Origin of the sequence: Novosphingobium aureum (assembly GCF_015865035.1) — a bacterium.
GTDB classification, from domain to species: Bacteria; Pseudomonadota; Alphaproteobacteria; order Sphingomonadales; family Sphingomonadaceae; genus Novosphingobium; species Novosphingobium aureum.
In genome coordinates, this window is sequence record NZ_JADZGI010000002.1 from 191,629 (window position 1) to 210,904 (window position 19,276).

The 19,276-nt window shown below is 65.6% G+C and carries 16 protein-coding genes and 1 tRNA gene; 9 read left to right on the forward strand and 8 right to left on the reverse strand.

Annotated elements, in window-relative coordinates; genetic code table 11:
* Nucleotides 1-7: 7 nt before the first annotated feature.
* Both I5E68_RS14030 and I5E68_RS14035 read right to left on the reverse strand, forming a co-directional pair.
* Entirely contained in the window at nt 8-1,231 is a 1,224-nt protein-coding gene (locus I5E68_RS14030; protein WP_197165103.1) for an FAD-dependent oxidoreductase, read from the reverse strand.
* Between the two features lie 128 nt (nt 1,232-1,359).
* Complete coding sequence (locus tag I5E68_RS14035; RefSeq protein ID WP_197165105.1) at nt 1,360-2,223, reverse strand: aspartate dehydrogenase; 864 nt, start codon at nt 2,221-2,223, stop codon at nt 1,360-1,362.
* Nucleotides 2,224-2,436: 213 nt separating this feature from the next.
* Here I5E68_RS14035 and I5E68_RS14040 point away from each other — a divergent pair, with 213 nt between their 5' ends.
* Nucleotides 2,437-3,246, forward strand: coding sequence for a TauD/TfdA dioxygenase family protein (locus I5E68_RS14040; protein ID WP_197165107.1), 810 nt, complete (start codon nt 2,437-2,439; stop codon nt 3,244-3,246).
* An 83-nt stretch (nt 3,247-3,329) separates the two neighbouring features.
* On the opposite strand, the gene I5E68_RS14045 is transcribed toward I5E68_RS14040, so the two are convergent.
* Together I5E68_RS14045 and I5E68_RS14050 are read right to left on the reverse strand one after the other, a co-directional pair.
* On the reverse strand, nt 3,330-4,592 hold the full coding sequence (locus I5E68_RS14045) for an MFS transporter (protein WP_197165109.1): 1,263 nt from the start codon (nt 4,590-4,592) through the stop codon (nt 3,330-3,332).
* Nucleotides 4,593-4,613: 21 nt separating this feature from the next.
* Nucleotides 4,614-5,612 carry a bile acid:sodium symporter family protein gene (locus tag I5E68_RS14050; protein ID WP_197165111.1) on the reverse strand — a complete coding sequence of 333 codons (999 nt, stop codon included), beginning with the start codon at nt 5,610-5,612 and terminating at the stop codon, nt 4,614-4,616.
* 73 nt (nt 5,613-5,685) lie between these two features.
* On the opposite strand from I5E68_RS14050, the gene I5E68_RS14055 reads away from it, so the two are divergent.
* A complete protein-coding gene (locus I5E68_RS14055; RefSeq protein ID WP_197165113.1) occupies nt 5,686-7,479 on the forward strand; it encodes a gamma-glutamyltransferase family protein in 1,794 nt (597 codons plus the stop codon).
* Nucleotides 7,480-7,547: 68 nt separating this feature from the next.
* Here the strand turns inward: I5E68_RS14055 and I5E68_RS14060 are convergent, their stop codons facing one another.
* On the reverse strand, nt 7,548-7,847 hold the full coding sequence (locus I5E68_RS14060; protein WP_197165115.1) for a non-heme iron oxygenase ferredoxin subunit: 300 nt from the start codon (nt 7,845-7,847) through the stop codon (nt 7,548-7,550).
* A 154-nt stretch (nt 7,848-8,001) separates the two neighbouring features.
* On the reverse strand, nt 8,002-8,319 hold the full coding sequence (locus tag I5E68_RS14065; protein WP_197165117.1) for a hypothetical protein: 318 nt from the start codon (nt 8,317-8,319) through the stop codon (nt 8,002-8,004).
* Nucleotides 8,320-8,497: 178 nt separating this feature from the next.
* Between I5E68_RS14065 and I5E68_RS14070 the strand changes: the two genes are divergently transcribed.
* The 4 genes from I5E68_RS14070 (at nt 8,498) to I5E68_RS14085 (ending at nt 14,687) form a co-directional block, all read left to right on the forward strand.
* Nucleotides 8,498-9,043 (forward strand): RNA polymerase sigma factor, encoded by a 546-nt coding sequence (locus tag I5E68_RS14070; protein WP_197165119.1) that lies wholly within the window; start codon nt 8,498-8,500, stop codon nt 9,041-9,043.
* Nucleotides 9,043-10,065: a FecR family protein gene (locus tag I5E68_RS14075; protein WP_228727243.1), complete on the forward strand. Its 1,023-nt coding sequence runs from the start codon at nt 9,043-9,045 to the stop codon at nt 10,063-10,065. Before I5E68_RS14070 ends, I5E68_RS14075 begins: the two co-directional genes overlap by 1 nt.
* A gap of 127 nt (nt 10,066-10,192) precedes the next feature.
* Complete coding sequence (locus tag I5E68_RS14080; RefSeq protein ID WP_197165123.1) at nt 10,193-13,393, forward strand: TonB-dependent receptor; 3,201 nt, start codon at nt 10,193-10,195, stop codon at nt 13,391-13,393.
* A 16-nt stretch (nt 13,394-13,409) separates the two neighbouring features.
* Nucleotides 13,410-14,687 carry a purple acid phosphatase family protein gene (locus I5E68_RS14085; protein ID WP_197165125.1) on the forward strand — a complete coding sequence of 426 codons (1,278 nt, stop codon included), beginning with the start codon at nt 13,410-13,412 and terminating at the stop codon, nt 14,685-14,687.
* A 47-nt stretch (nt 14,688-14,734) separates the two neighbouring features.
* Here the strand turns inward: I5E68_RS14085 and I5E68_RS14090 are convergent, their stop codons facing one another.
* Nucleotides 14,735-15,628 (reverse strand): LysR family transcriptional regulator, encoded by an 894-nt coding sequence (locus I5E68_RS14090; protein WP_197165127.1) that lies wholly within the window; start codon nt 15,626-15,628, stop codon nt 14,735-14,737.
* A gap of 104 nt (nt 15,629-15,732) precedes the next feature.
* Here I5E68_RS14090 and I5E68_RS14095 point away from each other — a divergent pair, with 104 nt between their 5' ends.
* Nucleotides 15,733-16,965, forward strand: coding sequence for an MFS transporter (locus I5E68_RS14095; protein ID WP_197165129.1), 1,233 nt, complete (start codon nt 15,733-15,735; stop codon nt 16,963-16,965).
* Nucleotides 16,966-17,128: 163 nt separating this feature from the next.
* Here the strand turns inward: I5E68_RS14095 and I5E68_RS14100 are convergent.
* Nucleotides 17,129-17,205, reverse strand: a tRNA-Arg gene (locus I5E68_RS14100).
* Nucleotides 17,206-17,304: 99 nt separating this feature from the next.
* Here I5E68_RS14100 and I5E68_RS14105 point away from each other — a divergent pair.
* On the forward strand, nt 17,305-18,111 hold the full coding sequence (locus tag I5E68_RS14105) for a queuosine precursor transporter (RefSeq protein WP_370463764.1): 807 nt from the start codon (nt 17,305-17,307) through the stop codon (nt 18,109-18,111).
* Between the two features lie 66 nt (nt 18,112-18,177).
* Nucleotides 18,178-19,266, forward strand: coding sequence for a DNA replication/repair protein RecF (recF, locus tag I5E68_RS14110; RefSeq protein WP_197165131.1), 1,089 nt, complete (start codon nt 18,178-18,180; stop codon nt 19,264-19,266).
* Nucleotides 19,267-19,276: the final 10 nt, after the last annotated feature.

Below are 19,276 nucleotides of genomic sequence, written 5' to 3' on the forward strand. Positions count from 1 at the left end.
GGTTCTCCTATTCTACGGCTTCTGCAGCCGCGAAGCTGTCGATCATGCAGGCACGGCGGATGAAGGCATCGTGCTCGTCGGGCGAGGCAGATGCCGCGCGGATCTTGTCGAGGTTGGCTGCGCGCACTTCAGGATCGCGCTCGGCCAGCGTCTTCTTGTTGGCGATCGACTGCGCCTGCACGCCGTCGAGCTGGCCCTTGCGACGCTGGCGGGTATAGCGGTCGAGCAGCGGCTCGGCCTCGCCGCCTTCGTGGAAGATCGCAGCCATCTTGTCGGCAAGGTTCATGGCATCGTGGATGCCCCCGTTCATGCCCATGCCGCCAACGGGATTGTTGACGTGCGCGGCATCGCCGGCGAGCAGGACGTGCCCCTTGTTGAAGGTCGTCGCGACGCGCTGGTGCACCTTGTAAAGCGCCACTGTGACGATCTCGTAAGGTTCGTCGCGCGGGCAGAACTTCTGCAATCGCGCCTCGATCGCGGCGGGGTCGAGCAGTTCCTCATCGGTCTGTTCGGGGCGCGTGGGCCCAACCGCGCGCCACATGCCCGAGCCATCCTCGCCGCGCGCCTTGAACAGATTGAGCCACTCGTCCGGATCGGCAAAGTAGTTGCGGTTTGCGATGTGATCGCCGAGCGACTGGAAATCGAAGCGGGTGTCGATCTTGAGGAAGCGCTCAGGCCAGGTGAAGCCTTCGAACTCGATCTCGGCCAGCTTGCGCACCGTCGAACGCCCGCCATCGCAGCCCACGAGATAGCGCGCCGAAATCTCTTCCGTAGCACCATCGCCCGTCTCGACCTTGGCGGTAATGCCTTGCGCATCGTCCTCGAAGGAGACGAGGCGGGTGTTCATGCGGATCTCGCAGCCCGGATCCTGCTCGAGGATTTCGAGGATGGTCCCGGCGATCTTGTACTGCTCCCATTGCAGCACATAGGGGTAATCGAGCGGTGCGCTCATCTGCCCCAGATCGAAGCGGCCGAGCACTTCGCCGGTGACCCGGTCGTGGAAATGCATCACCGGCGAGATCAGCCCCTGCTCCTTGCCCGCCTCGAGCAGGCCAAGACGGTCGAGGATGGCAATCGTGGGCGGGTGGCACGAGGCAGCGCGGCAGTCCTTCTCCGGCGCAGGCAGCGCCTCGACCAGAACGACGGGGATATCCGCCTGGCGCAGCGCCAGCGCCAGGACGCTGCCCACGGGCCCCGCCCCGACGACGATGACTCGCTCCGTTTCACTCATGAAAGTTCCTTTTCAAGATTGCCTCCCGGGCAAGAGCCAGCAGGCTATATTTTGAATGATTGTATGACAATATTAAAGTGCCTGCAGAGCGCCACTGGCCACTCTGCGGAGAGGCGCACGATCCGAGCTCAGGTCGATGCGACCAACCGGGCGATCGGCCAGGCATTGCCGAGCCGCGCGCACTGCAGCAGGCTGTAGGCAGTCAGCGCCGAGGTCTTGGGATTGGACGGTGCGGCCAGCGCGAGGATGTCGAAGGCGAAGCGTCCGAACGGCCCCTCTGCCTCGATCACGCCAAGCGGATCGGCGACCTTGCGCGAAGAGACGAGCCGCACGCGGGTCTGCTCCAGACCGATGCCAGAGAGCCCGACTGCGACCGCGACATTGGCATTCTTGGGATAGTTGGCCGCCGCCTCGCGCGCGCTGCCCTCGAAGAAGCATACCTCTTCCTCGCGATGGTCGAGGTCGATGAGGTCCTGCGCTGGCGTGCCACGCCAGGCATGGGGCGGCTTGAACGAGGTATAGGTCACCGTGTCGATCCCTGCGAGCGCGGCGGCGACGAACCCGTCGAGGCCGGCGATGGCACCGGCAGGAAGCATCGCCCGCCCTCCCCCTTGCGCCTCGGCGGCGAGCAGGCGCGCAGCGAAGGCATCGTCCGCAAGCACGCCGACCGACGACAGCACGACATCGATCCCCGCACGCAGCAGGGCTTCGGCATAGGCATGGGCCGCAGCATGACCTGCGCATTCTATCACGCAATCGGGCTTCGCCGCGATCAGGGCCTCGACATCGTGGACCGCGCGAGGGGCATCGCGCCCCTCGCGCACGAGCGTGGCGACAAGACTGTCCCGCTCGCCGAGTCGCTCGAGAGCGCCACTGATCTCCGTACCGATCGCACCATGGCCGATGAGGCCGATCCGCCCGGCGCCCGCGCCGAACACGCATCGCGCCACAGGCGTCACCTTGCCGAGTTGCAAATCGCTGCCGTGAGCCATTGAATCACCCTTCCAATTCTGTCATACAATCATACATTATATGAATGAGGTGCCAATGCAAATGGCGCGTGAGGGCCAAGGGGACTGGAAAGTACCCGCAAGCCGTCGCATGGCATGCGCGGGCATCGTTGCCGCCTCGCGCGGGACCTACCGACTATTGATCAAGCAAAGGCCGGCCGGGCGCCGGAGACTATCGAAAGGCACGCTTGCAGCATGGAATACGATACCCTCACCGCACGCAAACTGACCCCGCGGATCGGCGCGATCATCGAGGGTGTCGAGCTGGGCAAGCCGCTCGGCGAGGCCCAGGTCGCGGACCTGCGCAAGGCGCTGGCCGATCACCAGGTGATCTTCTTTCGCAACCAGGACCTCGATCCGGCCCGCCTCAAGGAAGTCGGCGCCCACTTCGGGCCGCTCGCGCGCCACGCGCTCAAGGGGCTGCCCGACCACCCCGAAGTGCGCAAGCTCCACGCCGACGAGACCTCGAAGCACGTCGCGGGCGAGGAATGGCATTCGGACATGACCTGTGCGCCCAAGCCGCCGATGGGCTCGATCCTCTACCTGCACACCCTGCCCTCGCTCGGTGGAGACACGGTGTTCTCGTCGATGTACGCGGCCTACGACGCGCTTTCGGACCGGATGAAGACCTACCTCGAGGGGCTGACCGCCACGCATGACGGCAAGCTCGCCTTCGGGCGTTTCGACCCCACCGGCAATTACCCGGTCGCGGTCCACCCGGTGATCCGCACCCATCCCGAGACCGGCAAGAAGGTGATCTTCGTCAATCCGGGCTTCACCAGCCACATCAACGAGCTTTCCAAGCTGGAGAGCGACGCGATCCTCAACTTCCTCTACCAGCACTGCGCCAACGAGTATTTCCAGGTTCGCTTCACTTGGGAGCCGCACTCGGTCGCGTTCTGGGACAACCGCTGCACCCAGCACCTCGCGATCTGGGACTACTTCCCCGAAGTGCGTTCCGGCTATCGCGTGCAGATCGAGGACGAACAGGCCCCGGTCGCCTGATCGGCCCGGCAACGCCAGACCATGAAAAAGGCCCCGCGGCGGATAACGCCGCGGGGCCTTTTTTCGTGTAGCGGTCCGCTCGATCAGCTCTGCGAGATCTGCGCCCCGCGGCTGCGTTCGCCATAGGGCTTGAGCAGCAGGACCAGCGCGATCGCGGCCACGCAGATCGGCACGCCCAGAGCAAGGATCGCACCGTAGCTGCCGGTCGCATCGAACACCATGCCGAAGGCCAGCGGCCCCAGCCCCATCGCCACCATCACCGCCGAGAACAGCAGCGAGAAGATCTGCGCGAAGCTGCGCAGGCCGAAATAGCGGCTACACAGGTAGGCAAGCATGTCGACTTCCGCACCGAGGCTGCCGCCAAGCAGGATCGCGACCAGTACCAGCAGCGGCGCGGGAGCCGACATGGCCAGTACCAGCAGCCCGAAGGCCGAGAGCGAGAAGAACGCAAACGCGATCCTGCGCGCATCGTACTTGTCAATCAGGAACCCGATCAGGAGCCGCCCGCCGAAGGCAGATAGCCCGAAGATCGACGCGATCAGCGCTGCCGTCCCGCTGGCGATCCCGCGGTCCACCAGCATCGGTACGAGATGCGGGATCAGCCCATAGAGCACGAAGGCGAGACCGACGAAGATCGTCGCCAGCACCCAGAAATCGCGCCGCCCCATCGCCTCGTGCGGGGTCATGCCCTGGGCCTCGCCAGCCTCTTCGCCGGTCTCGGCCAGCCCCCCGTCGATCGCGAGCCCGAGCTGCGCCGGGGTCTCGTGCAAGAGGAAGAAGACCAGCGGCAAGGTCACGAGCAGCAGCACCGCGGCCAAACCGAAATAGCCGCCCTGCCAGCCGAAACGGCTGATCAGCGCCTCGCTCAGCAGCGGCACATAGGCAAAACCGAGCCCGGTTCCGCTCCCCGCAATGCCGATTGCGAGCCCGCGGCGCCGGTCGAACCATGCGGCGAGGATACGCATGTAGGGCACGGAATTGGTCCCTACCGCGATCGTGCCCATGCCGATGTAAGCTGCCATGAACTGCGCATAGCTGGTCACGAAGGGTAGCACCGCGAAACAGGCTGCCAGCAGCACGATCGAGGGCAGCAGGACACGGCGCGCGCCCCAGCGATCGACCAGCCGCCCGACCAGCGGCATGGTCAGCGCGGTTGCCAGCATCATCGCCGAGACCGCACCACTGATCTGGGTCCGGCTCCAGCCGAATGCCTGCGCCAGCGGCTCGGAGAACAGCCCCATCGAGGCGAGGCCGAAGGCTGCGGGCCCGCTGGAGATGCCGAACAGGCACACCGGCACGATGATCCAGCCATAATAGAAGCGCGGGGAAACCGCGGATTGCGTCATCGTCTTGGACTCCGTCTTGATTTAGCCGGCAGCCTGCGCGGCAGACAATTCGCTTCCGGATGCCGCCATGCGCTGCGCGATCGCGGCACAGACGAGCAACTGGAGCTGGTGAAAGATCATCAGCGGCAAGATCACCGCTCCAACCTGCGCTGCCGGAAACAGCACCCCTGCCATCGGCACGCCGGAGGCGAGGCTTTTCTTCGAGCCGCAAAACAGCAGTGTCGCCCGATCGGCGCTGTCCAGCCCCAGCGCCTGCCCGGCCTGATGTGAAAGCGCGAGGACGATCGCAAGCAGTACCGCATCGGCGACAACCAGCGCGCCGATCTGCCAGCCCGGCACGGCGTGCCACAGGCCTTCGACAACCGCTGCGCTGAAGGCGCCGTACACCACCAAGAGGATCGAGCCGCGATCAAGGCCGGTCACCAACGACTTGTGACGCGCGAGCAGGTCCTTGAGCAAAGGGCGGCACAGATGGCCGAGAATAAAGGGCAAAAGCAGCTGGACCACGATTGCCCCTACCGAACCCAGCCAGCCATCATCCGATCCGCGCGATGCCGCACCGATCACCAGTGCCACGAGCAAAGGGGTCAGGAAGATGCCGAGGATGTTCGACAAGGTCGCGGCGCAGACCGCCGCCGGCACGTTGCCGCGCGCGATCGAGGTGAAGGCAATCGAGGACTGAACCGTCGAGGGCAGCAAGGCGAGGAAAACGATGCCCGTCACCAGCCCCGGCTCGAGGATCGAGCCAAGCACCCCGCCAAGACCGATGCCCAGCAGCGGAAATACCGCGAAGGTCAGGGCCAGCACCGCTGCGTGCAGCTTCCAGTTCGTCGCGCCCGCGACGATAGCCTCGCGCGAGAGCTTGGCTCCGTGCAGGAAAAACAGCAGCGCGATGGCCGCCCGCGTGATCCAGCCGAGCACCTGCGCCATGGTCCCCACCGCCGGCAGCACGCTCGCCAGCAGGACCGTCGCCAGCAGCATCATGCTGTAGCGATCGATCCTGCGTATCAATCCCGTCATCCACGTTCACCTTCTTGCGATTTTTTGTCAGACTGTCATACAAACAGCAAAAGGCAAGAGGAGATCCTCAGGAATGTTCACGACCAGGCCCGATATCCGCGGAACCTTCGGTGTTGCCTCGGCCACGCACTGGGCAGTCGCCTCCACCGCAATGGCCATGCTCGAGCGCGGCGGCAATGCCTTCGACGGTGCGGTTGCCGCCGGTTTCGTGCTCCACGCGGTCGAACCGCATCTCAATGGTCCGGCAGGCGAAGTCCCGATCATCTTCCATTCGGCGACCAGTGGCCGCACGCAGGTCCTGTGCGGACAGGGCGTTGCGCCCGCCGCCGCGACACCCGAAGCCTTCACATCGCAAGGGCTCGACATGGTTCCGGGCTCGGGCATGATCGCTGCAGTCGTGCCCGGTGCCTTCGATGCCTGGATGCAGCTCCTGCGCGATCACGGGACGATGCCGCTCGACGAGGTCATGGCCCCGGCGATCCACTACCTCGAACACGGCCACCCGCTCCTGCCCGGCGCAGCGCGCGCGCTCGGCGATGTCGAGCAGGCGCTGCGTCACGAATGGCCCAGCGGGTTGGAAGTCTGGCTGCCCGGCGGCACGCCGCCCGTTGCAGGGGCCCTGTTCCGCAACCCGGTGCTGGCGGCCACCTGGAAGCGCATCCTTGCCGAAGCCGGAACCAGCGGCTCGCGCGAGGCCCGCATCGAGCGCGCCCGCCGTGCCTGGTCGCAAGGCTTCGTCGCCGAGGCGATCGACGCCTTCCTGCGCGCAGAACCTCTGATGGACGCCAGCGGCGAGCGCCATCTCGGCCTGCTCACCGGCGCCGACATGGCCAACTGGGAAGCCAGCTACGAGGAGCCGACCAAGGGTGACTTCAATGGCTGGACGATCTGCAAGACGGGCCCATGGGGCCAGGGCCCCGTCCTGCTCCAGGCCCTCGCCATCCTCGAGGCGCACGGACTTCGCGGCGCTGATCTGCAAAGCCCACAAGGCATCCACGTCGTGCTCGAAGCGCTCAAGCTCGCCTTCGCCGACCGCGAGGCCTATTACGGCGATCCCGACTTCGTCGACGTCCCGCTAGAGCGCCTGCTTTCGCGCGATTATGCTGTCAGCCGCGCCGCGCAGATCGGCAGCGATGCCTCGCTGGAACTGCGCCCCGGCACGATCCCCGGTTTCGAGGCTCAGGTCGCGCGCTCGCTCGAGATGGTACGCCCCTCGGACCCGAGCGCGGGAGGGCTGGGTGTCGGCGAGCCGACGATGATCCACCTCAAGCCGACGATCAAGCCGGGCGACACTGTCCATCTCGACGTGGCGGATCGCTGGGGCAACATGGTCTCGGCCACGCCTTCCGGCGGCTGGCCGCAGTCCTCGCCCACCGTCCCGGGGCTGGGCTTCGCGCTCAATACCCGCGCGCAGATGTTCTGGCTCGAACAGGGTCTTCCGGGAAGCCTGCAGCCGGGCAAGCGTCCGCGCACCACGCTAACCCCGACGCTCGCGCATTTCGAAGGCCGCCCTGCGCTCGTGTGCGGTACGCCCGGCGGCGACCAGCAGGACCAGTGGCAGCTTCAGCTGCTGCTGCGCCGCATCCTCGCCGGATCGGGTCTGCAGGCAGCCATCGATCAGCCGCTGTTCCATTCGGTGCATTTTCCCAGCTCGTTCTATCCGCGTCAGGCCCTGCCCGGGGTCGCGGTGCTGGAAGCGAGCTGGGGAGACAAGACAATCGCGGCGCTGCGCGAGCGTGGCCACCATGTCGAGGTCGCGCCGGAATGGAGCGCGGGCCGCCTGACCGCGATCGAGCGCGATGGCGATGGAATTCTTTCGGGAGCGGCCACGCCGCGGCTCATGCAGGCCTACGCGGTAGGGCGCTGAGCGCTCGATCCGACCGGCAGGATGAACGGGGCTGCCCGGCTGGCGCAGCCCCGCAAGCGCGAAGCCATTCAGCCTGCGTACCACACCGCGCCGTCGCGCACTTCGACCGGAAAGGTATTGAGCGCCATCTTGCACGGCAGGCTCTTGGCCTTGCCCGTGCGCACGTCGAAGCTGCCGCCGTGCAGCGGACAGAACAGCGTGTCGCCTTCGAGACGCCCTTCGGAAAGCGAGGCGATGGCATGGGTGCATTCATCTTCGAGCAGGAAGAATTCGCCCGCGCGGTTGACCAGTACGAGAGGGTCCATTCCGTCCAGCTCGACGAGCCGGATGGCACCGGGGGCAAGGTCTTCGACGGCACAGATCTTCATGGACACTTGGCTCTTTCCGCTTTCGGTCTATTGGCTATTATTGTGTGATTGTCATACAAGAATCGCACTGTCAAGAATGCCCACGCCTCGTGCCGCACGAGAGGCGGAACGGTTTCGCGAGTCTAGCCGGCTGCCGGGATCGGCCCCTTGTGGATCAGGTCTTGGAAGCGAGTTGCGGGCGCGTGTGGGGCGGCCGTGCCTGGCTGCGGGTGAGATTGCCCGAGAAGTCCGGCGAAAGCTGACGCTCCAACTTGCGACAGCGGTCGGCATGACGCAGCAGTGCCTGGCTCACCGCGCGCAATTGCTCCTCGCACAACGCGCTCGTGCCCGAGCACAGCGCCGCGACGAGAGCCTCTTCGCAACCCAAGACGCGGGCCACAGCCGTTTGCCCCCCGAGCAGGTCGACGCCCTCGATCCACAGTGCGAGCTGCGCCTCGGCGGTGCGTTCGGTCGGGGCGGGAGCTGATGGCATGGTCGTTGGTCCTCTCGTACCCGGCCATGGACGTCGGGCGGCGACCTGCCGGTACCGGAGCGCGCGCCATTTTAGAAGTTCGCACGGCAAGAGCGCTGGGGACATTCCCCGCCCGACACAGACTTCATCCTGTCATTTTCGCTGCTTATGGCGCCGCTTTCGACGGGACTCGGGTACCATGGACCAGCACAGCAGCACGATGGAGGCATCGCCCGATGGAGCCGCGAACGTGGACTGGAAAGCCACGCATGGCTCGCTCGTGCGCTACCTGATCGCCCGCGGCGTCCGCGCCGATCTTGCCGACGATGTCGCGCAGGAAACAATCGCGCGCCTCGTCGTGATCGCCCGCAGCCAGGCGATCGGCAGCCTCTTCGCTCTGGCCTTCCGCATTGCCAACAACCTGCTCGTCGATCACGCAAGGCTCGAGAGCCGGATCGGCGGCGACCTCGACGAGGATTTCGTGTGCGATGCGCCCTCGCTCGATCGCATCGTCGATTCCCAGAAGGCCTTCGAAGTGTTCCAGCGCTGCCTCAACCGCATGCCTCCGCTACGCCGCGAGGTGCTCGTGCGTCGCCGGCTCCATCACGAGAGCTGCCGCAGTATCGGCGAGGACCTCTCGCTGAGCAGCAAGGCGGTCGAGAAACACATCACCCGGGCATTGACGGACCTGCGCCGCGCCATGGTCAGCGCGGGGCTCGACCCGGCGGGGTGGAGCGCGTGGTGATGCAAGGCAACAGGCACATCGAGCAGCAGGCCGCCTACTGGGTCGAACGCATGCACGCCCCGGTCCAGGACAGCGAGACCGCGGCACGCTTCGATGCATGGATCGCGGCCGACCCGCGCCATGTCGACAGCTTTGGCCGGATGTCGGCCCTGTGGGATTCCGGCTCGCTTTCCCGCGCGTTGGCGACGTGCTGCCCACGTAACGACAACGAACTGCAGGGCGGCAAAGCTCAGGCCCCTGAGGAGGCCTTCACGGCGCAAACCGCTACGAGCGACAGTCGCGACCGGGACGATTGCCCTGCCCCCGGCCGAAAATGGTCCCGGGCAATCGCAGCCATCGCGGCGACGATCACGCTTTTCATCGCCTCCATAACCCTTGGCGACAAGCTGATCATCGAGAACGACTACGCGACGGCCACCGGGCAGGAACGCAGCATCACGCTCGCGGACGGCTCGCGCATTCGCCTCGGCGGCGCGACCAGCGTGACGAGCCGAATCACGCCCTGGTCCCGCACCGTCACCCTGACACGCGGCGTCGCCTTCTTCGACGTTGCTCACGAGCGCTGGCGCAGCTTCACGGTCAATGCCCGCGACGCCCAAGTCATGGTGCTGGGCACGGCATTCGACGTCGAACTCCTCGGCAAACAGACCGAGCAGGTCCGCGTCTACCGAGGGCTGGTCAACGTCGAGAAGGGCGGCAACTCGTGGAAGCTGCCGGCAGGCGACGGCGTACTGCTTGCCGGCGCCAGCCTCCTGCGCATCACGGACGTGGAAGGTGACCGCCCGGACTGGACAGAAGGCTGGTACGATGCACAGGACACACCGCTCGGTGCGATCCTCGAACGGGTCAACCGCCTCTCGAAGGCCCCCGTCGACCTCGCCAGCCCCGAACTCGGCGATCTTCGCCTGAGCGGCCGCCTGCGGCTTTCCGAGCCCGAAGAACTGCTCGACATAATCTGCGCGACACACGATTTGCAGTGGAAGTACGAAGGCACAAGCATCACCGTTGAGCGCATTCCATAGTGTCACGGAAAATTCACATAAATTACACAAATAATTCACATAAGTTTATTCAATAATATTTGTCGGGTTAAGTATAATTCACCCGTCTTACCCCTGAATTTGGATAATTCGTCTCTGGGGTACATTCATGAAAATCGCATTTTCGCCACGCGCCGGTGTCTCGGCGCTGGCCCTTTCGCTCGCCTGTCTCGCGTCCGTCTCGATACCGCAGGCCAGCCACGCGGCTCAGACCAGCCGGTTCGACTTCGCCATCCCGGCCCAGGACCTCGCTGGGGCGCTGCGCCAGTATTCACGGGTCACCGGAATCCAGATCGCTGCGCCCGCCGATGTCCTGCGCGGTCGCAAGAGCCCCGGCGTGTCGGGCCGCCTCGAGCGTGACGAGGCCCTCGCCCGCCTCATCGCCGGTTCGGGCGTACAGACGCGCATGAAGGGCTCGGCAATCATCGTCAGCCCGCGCAGCGCAGCGCCTGCCAACGCGGCACGCACTGCCCGCAGCACGCGCTCGCAGCCGGTACCCGCCGCTGCCCGGCTCGCTCCCGGAGAAGAGGAAATCGTCGTCACGGGCTACTTCGAGGCGGTACAGGAATCGCTGCGGAAAAAGCGCGATACCGACGTCGTCTCCGACACCGTGAGCGCGGACGACATGGGCAAGTTGCCGGCGAACAACGTGTCCGAGGCCCTTGCCCGCATGCCTGGCGTCAATGCCGTGCGTAGTGCGACGACGGGCGAAGGCGACCGCATCACCGTGCGCGGCCTTTCCACCGAACTGAACAACTACTCGATCAACGGCGTGCGCCTGGGCGGCGCGGGCTCGCGCGACGACGTGTTCTACCGCGGCGTGCGCCTCTCGGTCCTGCCGCCCGACGGCATCAAGGAAATCACCGTCTACAAGACGCTGACGCCCGATCGCGACGGCGACGCGCTGGGCGGTTCGGTCGACATCTCGACCCCTACCGCCTTCGATCAGGACCCGACCTATTTCCGCCTCTCCGCCGAAGGCGGCATGCTCGACAAGTTCGACCACAGGAAGGCGGCGCAGGTGTCCACGGCCGCCTCGCGCCAGTTTTCGGACAACTTCGGCGTGTTCGTCTCGGGCAGCTGGAGCCGCCGCAAGTCGCAGTTCGAACAGAACGGCGTCGATGGCGATAACCAGCCCGACATGTGGTACGCCGACAGCGAGACGCTGGGCTGGGACCCCAACCGCTTCGTCCTTCGCGGTATGAACCTGGGCTTCGGCGAGACCGAGGTCGAACGCTGGGGCGTCAATTCGAGCGTAGACTTTCGCTCGGACAACCACGATTTCCACTTGCGCGGGCAGTACAACAAGTACCGCAAGAAGGAATTCCTCAACCGCCTGAACTTTCGCAACGACACCTCGCGCAATTCGACACGCCTTTCGCAGATCGACCGTTCGCGCACCGACCTCGCCCAGCCCGAGGACACCATCGTCGGCTTCGACGAGGAACTTGGCCGCATCTACGGCTACACGCCGGGCGAAATCGTCGACCGTGACGGCGATGGCATCATCACCGATGCTGACCGCTCGGCACGCTCGACCTACAGCCTCGTAGGCAGCTCGGGCGCCTGGGATCCGGCGGGTTTCCGCCTGCGTCGCTTCTGGGAAGGCTCGGCCGAGACCGGCAACCTGGCGTCGGCCAACTTCGGCGGCGTCTCGCGCTTCGGGGCGCTGACGTTCGACTACGACGTCTCCTACTCGCAATCCGAGGACAACCTCGATGACGGCTACGAGATGGAGTTCCGCAGCGACAAGTACGGCTGGCTGGGCAATCGCGGCGTGCTGTTCTCGGCCGCCGAGGACTCGCGCTTCCCCAAGTGGCTGCTCAATCCGGCGGGCCTTGCCGGGGTACAGGAACCCAGCGAATACAACTTCAACGCGCTCGAGGGTGAAGTGGGCGGCTCCAGCGAGAAGCTCTGGCAAGGCCAGTTCAACGCGCGCTGGGATGTCGACGGTCCGTTCCTCAAGTCGATCAAGGCGGGCGGCAAGTTCTACAATTCGCGCCGCCGCACCTACGAGGGCTCGTTCCTCGACCTCAACTCGGAAGGAACGCTGGCCGACTTCGCCGGCCTCTACGGCAACGACATCAATAGCCTGTTCGGCGGTGCCTACTCGGGTGACTATCGCCTCGGCACCACGCTCGACAACGAGGCCATGCTGGCCGAACTGCGCCGCGCCGAAAACGGAGAGAGCAGCTACTTCGACGGCTTCGCGGTCGATCCCTCGCAGGCCGAGATCTCGGACGAGGACAGCTTCCGCTTCGAGGAGCGCGTGATTTCGGCCTACCTGATGGGCACCGCCCAGATCGGCAAGGCCAAGATCATCGCCGGCCTGCGCATGGAAAACACCCGCAACACGATCGATGCCTGGAACATGGATCCGGTTCTCGGCGAGCGCTACACCAGCGACCGCACCGGCTTCACCAACTGGCTGCCCTCGATCCACGTGAATTACGATTTCGACGACAAGACCAAGCTGCGCGGCGCGGTGTGGACCAGCTTTGCCCGGCCCGACATCGCCCGCATGAGCTCGGCGCGCGAATACGCCTACGATCAGGATCCGGACGGCGATGGCGTGCGCAACCCTACCTCGGACTGGATCCTGACCGGGATCGAGATGGGCAATCCCGACCTCGAGCCGCTGACCTCGACCAACTTCGACCTCTCGCTCGAACACTATGCCGGGCGCACCGGGGCCTACTCGGTCGCGCTGTTCTACAAGCAGATCGACAACTTCCTGTTCCGCTCGTCCTCCTCGAACATCCGCAACGGCACGGCCGGGGTGAACGTCAATCCCGAAGGCGTGGCGGTGACGATGCCCAACAACGGCAAGTGGGCCGATGTCTACGGCATGGAGATCAGCGCGCAGCAATTGCTGCACTGGCTTCCTGGCGTACTTGGCTCGCTGGGCGTCGGCGGCAACCTGACACTGCAGCGCTCGAAGGCGGAGACGGGGCTTTCGTGGCACCCCGAGGGCTACACCCTGCCGCTCATGGAAACCCCCGAGACGATCGCCAACCTCCAGCTGTTCTGGGAGCGCGACGGCTGGGAAGTCTATGGCGCATGGAACTACCAGTCGAAGTTCATGGCGGGCATCAACGACTTCGGCAACGACCCTTACGAGCAGGCATATAGCTTCGTCGATCTCACCTTCCGCAAGACCTTCCTCGAGAAGTCATCGATCCAGCTGCAGGTGCAGAACCTCTTCGACTCGCACACCTACTGGCAGACCGTCTCCTCGGGCGATGGCGCTAGCCGCGCGTACATCAAGAACGGGCGTTCGATCTCGCTCGGCTTCAACGCCATCTTCTGAGCAAGGGATCCCCGACATGAAGACGATCACCCGAACCCTTCTCACCTGCCTGCTTGCCGGAATCTGCGTCGCCCCCGTGGCGGCGCAGGACAAGGCCCCCGCCCCCGCTCAGGCGCTCGCCCCTGCAACCGAGATGCCCGAGCGCATCATCCTCAACCTCACCGCCGACACGGCCCACGAGATGGCGGTGACCTGGCGCACCGCGCCCGGCATCGCCGGTCGGATCGAATACGCCATCGCGACGCCGGGGCCCGACTTCGTCAAGGCTCCGATGACGATGGCCGCCACCACCGAGGATGCCACCGTCGCGACCGAGGAAGACCCTGCCTTCCGTGCAGCCTACCACTCGGCCGTTCTGAGGAACCTGCAGCCGGACACGGTCTATGCCTACCGCGTGGGCGACGGTGCGCGCTGGTCGGAATGGTTCCAGTTCCGCACCGCATCGCAGAAGGCCGCCCCTTTCCGCTTCCTCTACCTGGGCGACATGCAGAACCAGGTTCTCTCGCAGGCCTCGCGCACCCTGCGCATGGCCTTCCGCACCGCGGGCGACGTCGCCTTCACGATCCATGCCGGCGATCTCATCAACCACCACAATGCCGACCGCGAATGGGGTGAATGGTTCGCGGCAGGCAGCTTCCTCTACGCCCAGACCCCCCAGATGCCGACGCCGGGCAACCATGAATACGGCAAGGATGGTGCAGCGCGCGCTGGCTCTTCGGTCACTGACCAGTGGCGCCACCAGTTCACCCTCCCCGAGAACGGCCCGAGCGGCGTGCCCGAAGCGACCGAGACACACTGGTACACCGACTATCAGGGTCTGCGCCTGATCTCGATCGACTCCCCGCAGCTCGACCGCAACGAGCAGGCCCGTGCCCAGACCATCGCCTGGCTCGACGCGCTCCTTGCACGCAACCCGAACCGCTGGACGGTGATCTTCCTGCACTTCCCGCTCTTCTCGAGCGATCCGGACCGCGACAACCCCAAGGTCCGCGCAGCGCTGAAGCCATTGATCGACAAGTACAAGGTCGACCTCGTCCTGCAAGGCCACGACCACGGCTACGCCCGCGGCGCGATCGGCCCCCAGGGTCCGGCCAGCGACGATGCTGGCGCAACCTATGTCGTCTCGGTTGCCGGTCCGAAGATGTACGATGTCGCCGAGCTCGACTGGGCCCGAAAGACCGCGGCGCGCACGCAGGCCTACCAGATCATCGACGTCGACGGCGATGTCCTGCGCTACAAGGCCTACACCGCCAACGGCCAGCCGCTCGACGAGGTCGAACTGCGCAAGCCCTGAGCACCCTCTCCCGATCCGGTGCATTCTCGCGCCGGATCGGGAGCTGGTCATGCCGCCTGGCGAAGCGCCTTGACCAGCTCCGAAAATGCAGGCGTTGGCTGGCGGCGGCTGGGATAATAGAGGTGATACCCCTCGAAGGGCGGAGAAAACGCTTCGAGCACCGTTTCAAGCCGGCCTTGCGCAATGAACGGGGCGGCGTGGATGTCGAGAACGTGACCGATGCCGACGCCATCTAGCACGGCATCCATGACCGGGAAGATGCTGTTAAACACCAGCGGTCCGTTGACCCTGATGGAGAGCGGACGCCCCTCATCCTCGAACTCCCATGCGTAGAGACCACCATTCGAGGTGAAGCGATAATTGATGCAGTCGTGGTCAATCAGGTCCTGCGGGCACGATGGCTTGCCCTTGCGGGCGAAGTAGGAAGGGGCCGCGACCGCAGCCATGCGGATCGGCCCCGAGATCGGCACCGCGATCATGTCCTTCTCGACCACTCCACCAAGCCGTACACCGGCATCAACTGCACCAGCCACGATGTCACTGAAGCCGTTGTCGACCACAACTTCGACGGTGACTTCGGGAAAACGCTGGAGGAAATCGCGCAGAACCGGCCATAGCACCAGCTTGGCAGCCAGTTCATCGGCATTGATACGGATCGTCCCCGAGGGCTTGTCGCGCAACTCTCCCAGCGCGGCAAGATCGGCCCTGATCCCGTCCAGCTTCTCCCCCAACGGCTCGAGCAGGCGGCTTCCCGCCTCGGTCGGGGTGACGCTGCGGGTCGTGCGATTGAGCAAACGGATGTCGAGCCGTTCCTCGAGCGCCTTCATCCGGTGGCTGAGCGCCGATGGCGTGACCTCAAGCCGGGCAGCTGCCTTGGTGAAACTGCGGCAGCGCGCGATGGTGACAAAGGCCACGAGGTCGGTGAGATCGATCCTGTCCATTGATGAGCCATACTCACAAGGCAATCAAGAAAACAGGACCTACTTCACAAGACCCGCCTCCCCTAAGAGGACGCGCACCAAGGCATCATGCGCGGGATGAAGATATGAGCGAGACAACCACGACCGGGATACCGGAAGGCGGCCAACAAGCGGACACGGCACGCTGGAGCGCGGTCTACGCCATGGCCTTGTGCAGCTTCGTGCTGGTGGCATCGGAATTCATGCCCGTCAGCCTGCTGAGCCCGATGGCCTCCTCCCTCACCCTGACCGAGGGCGAAGCGGGACAGACCATCGCTGCATCGGGTCTGTTCGCGGTGATCGCCAGCCTTTCGATCGGACGCGTCACGCGGGCGTTCCAGCGGCAAAAGGTTCTCGTTGCACTCAGCATCATGCTGATCGCCTCGAGCGTGCTGACGGCGATTGCACCCAATTATCCGCTGCTCATGGTGGGGCGCGCAGCCGTGGGCATCGCCATCGGCGGTTTCTGGTCGATGTCGGCAGCCATTGCGCTTCGCCTCGTCCCTGCAGGAGATGTGGCGAAGGCGCTCGCCGTGATCAATGGTGGCAATGCGGCGGCCATGGCGCTGGCTGCACCGCTCGGCAGCCTGCTCGGCGGCCTGATCGGCTGGCGCGGCGCATTCTGGTCCCTCGTACCGCTCGGCATTGCCGCAAGCCTATGGCTGGCACTCGCACTCCCACGCATGCATCCCGAAAGCCGGGCAGCCCGGCGCGGCCTGTCACACCTGATGCGCCATGCCCCGCTCAGTGCCGGGCTAGCCAGTGTGGCATTGCTGTTCATCGGTCAGTTCTCGCTGTTCACCTACCTGCGTCCCTTCCTCGAGCAGGTGACCGGCGTGGGTGTCTCGTTGCTCTCCACCTTGCTGCTGGTACTGGGCGTCTCCGGCTTCTTCGGAACCATCGCCATCGGCAAATGCGTCGAAAGGCGGCTGTTCTCCCTGCTCGGCCTGCTTCCTGCCGTTCTGGCGGTGGTTGCCCTGGCACTTGCCAGCTTCGGAGCCATGCTGCCCGTGACGGTCGCCCTGCTCGCGATCTGGGGCTTCATCGCGACCGCGGCGCCGGTCGCATGGTGGACCTGGCTGGCGCGCACCGTCCCGCACGATGCCGAAGCGGGCGGCGGCCTGATGGTCGCCGTGATCCAGATCGCCATCACGCTCGGCGCGACGCTGGGCGGGATCAGCTTCGATGCAGTGGGACCGGTCACGTCCTTCTTCGTGAGCGCCGCGATCCTGGCTCTCGCGGCAGCGGCAGCCTTCGTACTGGGAAGACTGCCCTTCCTGCGCATCGCGCTGAATGACGGGTGCGACGCGCGCCATTGATCCTCCCGGCCACGAACCGGCAGCGAGAGAAGCAGGCACGACGAAGCCGCGACAGGAACGCCGGAAGCTGGCGCAAGAACACTTCGGGAATGCAAGCTGGCGCGCCAGTTCAAACAAAGTTCGAACACCCTTTCAAGCTTAGGGCGACCATTTCCGGAGGAAGTGGCGCGCCCGACAGGGTTCGAACCTGTGACCCCAAGCTTAGAAGGCTCGTGCTCTATCCAGCTGAGCTACGGGCGCGCGACGCTGCCCCCATAGCGCCGTTCTTCGCCTGAGCAAACTGCCCGTGATCGGCAATCAACGCTTTGTCGCGGGAAAAAGCCGGGCTAGGCGTGGCGCATGAGCGACGAAAACATGCATGAAGATGGCACACTTGCCCGGATCGACGGGCTTTCCGGGGCGCGGCGCCACTTTCGCTATTTCGACTATGTCATGGCCAGCTTCGTCGCCATCCTCCTGCTCTCCAACTTGATCGGCGCGGCCAAGCTTGCCGAAGTCGGCGGCTGGACCTTCGGGGCGGGCATCCTGTTCTTCCCGGTGAGCTACGTCCTTGGCGACGTGCTGACCGAGGTCTACGGTTACGCCAATGCCCGGCGCTGCGTGTGGATGGGCTTCTTCGCGCTCGTGTTCATGGCGGTGATGAGCTTCGTCGTCGTCGCCATGCCCGCCTCCTCAGGCTGGACCTGCGCGGCAAGCGACGAAGCGCTCTTCGCCAGCGTGCTCAAGGCCAGCGATCCCGGCACGATCTGCCAGTCGACCTACGTCTCGGTGTTCGGCTCGACCTGGCGCATCGTCGTTGCCTCGGTTTTCGCCTTCTGGGCAGGCGAGTTCGTCAATTCCTACGTCATGGCGCGGATGAAGGTCTGGACGCGCGGGCGGATGATGTGGACCCGCACGATCGGCTCGACCATCTTCGGCCAGGCGGTCGACAGCGCGATCTTCTACCCCATCGCCTTCATGGGCGTGTGGACAGGCCAGTCGATCCTGACCGTAATGGTCACCAACTGGGCGCTCAAGGTCGCCTGGGAAGTGATCCTGACCCCTGCTACTTACGCTGTCGTCGGCTGGCTCAAGGCGCGCGAAGGGGTCGACGTCTACGACGAGAACCTCGACTTCTCGCCCTTCGCCAAGGCGGACGCACTCTGAGCGAAGGGCGCCTGCACCGCGCGGCCTTGGCAAGTAGCAGTGCAAGCGGCTAGGCGCTGGCCTCCCATGCTCGATCGCATCCTCCTGTCCCGTTTCCGCAATCACGGCGATACCGCGCTGGAGGGCACCGCGCATTTCAACCTGCTGGTTGGCGAGAACGGTGCAGGAAAGACGAACGTGCTCGAGGCGGTCAGCCTGCTCGCGCCGGGCCGGGGCCTGCGCCGCGCGCAGATCGCCGACATGCCAGCGCAAACCGGCGACGGCGGCTTCGCGGTCAGCGCCGACCTCCTGTTCCCCGAGGCCCAGCCCGTGCGCCTGGGCACCGGCGTCGCGCCGGAGCGACCGACCCGCCGCCTCGTCCAGGTCAACGGCGCGCAAGGTAGCGCCGCAGGACTTGCCGAATGGCTCTCCATCGGCTGGCTGACGCCTGCGATGGACCGCCTCTTCGTCGAGAGCGCAGGCTCGCGCCGCCGCTTCCTCGACCGGCTGGTCCTCGCCCTTCGTCCCGACCATGCCACTCACGCCGCGCGGCTCGAGAGCGCGCTGCGCGAACGCAACCGCATGCTCACCGACGAGCGCACGCCCGATCCCTGGTGGATGGATGCGATCGAATTGCAGATCGCCGAGGCGGGCAGTGCGGTGGCGATGGCCCGCGCCGAACTCATAGAGCGGCTCGAGGCAACGCTCTCGACCCTGCCCGAAAGCCCATTCGCGCGGCCCTCGCTCGCCTACCAACCGGGCGGTCCGCTCGAGGCCGAAGCTCTCGCCGGAGCCCTTCGCGAAGGGCGTGCGCGCGAGCGCGCTGCGGGACGCACGCTGACCGGCCCTCACCGCGACGAACTGGCCGTCACCATGGCGGGCAAGGACCGTGCAGCGGCGGAGTGTTCGACCGGCGAACAGAAGGCCATGCTCATCGCCATGGTGCTGGCCCATTCGCAGCTGGTGGAGAGCCTGGGCGAGACCCGCCCTCGCCTGCTCCTGCTCGACGAGGTGGCCGCTCACCTCGATCCGGTGCGCCGCGAGGCCCTGTTCGAGCGGCTACGCGGCGGCCGCGCGCAGGTATGGCTGACCGGCACCGAGACCGCCCCCTTCGCCGCGATCGCGCGCGAAGCCGCGGTGTGGCAGGTCGAGGCGGGGCACGTGGTCAGGCTCTGAACGAGCTGGG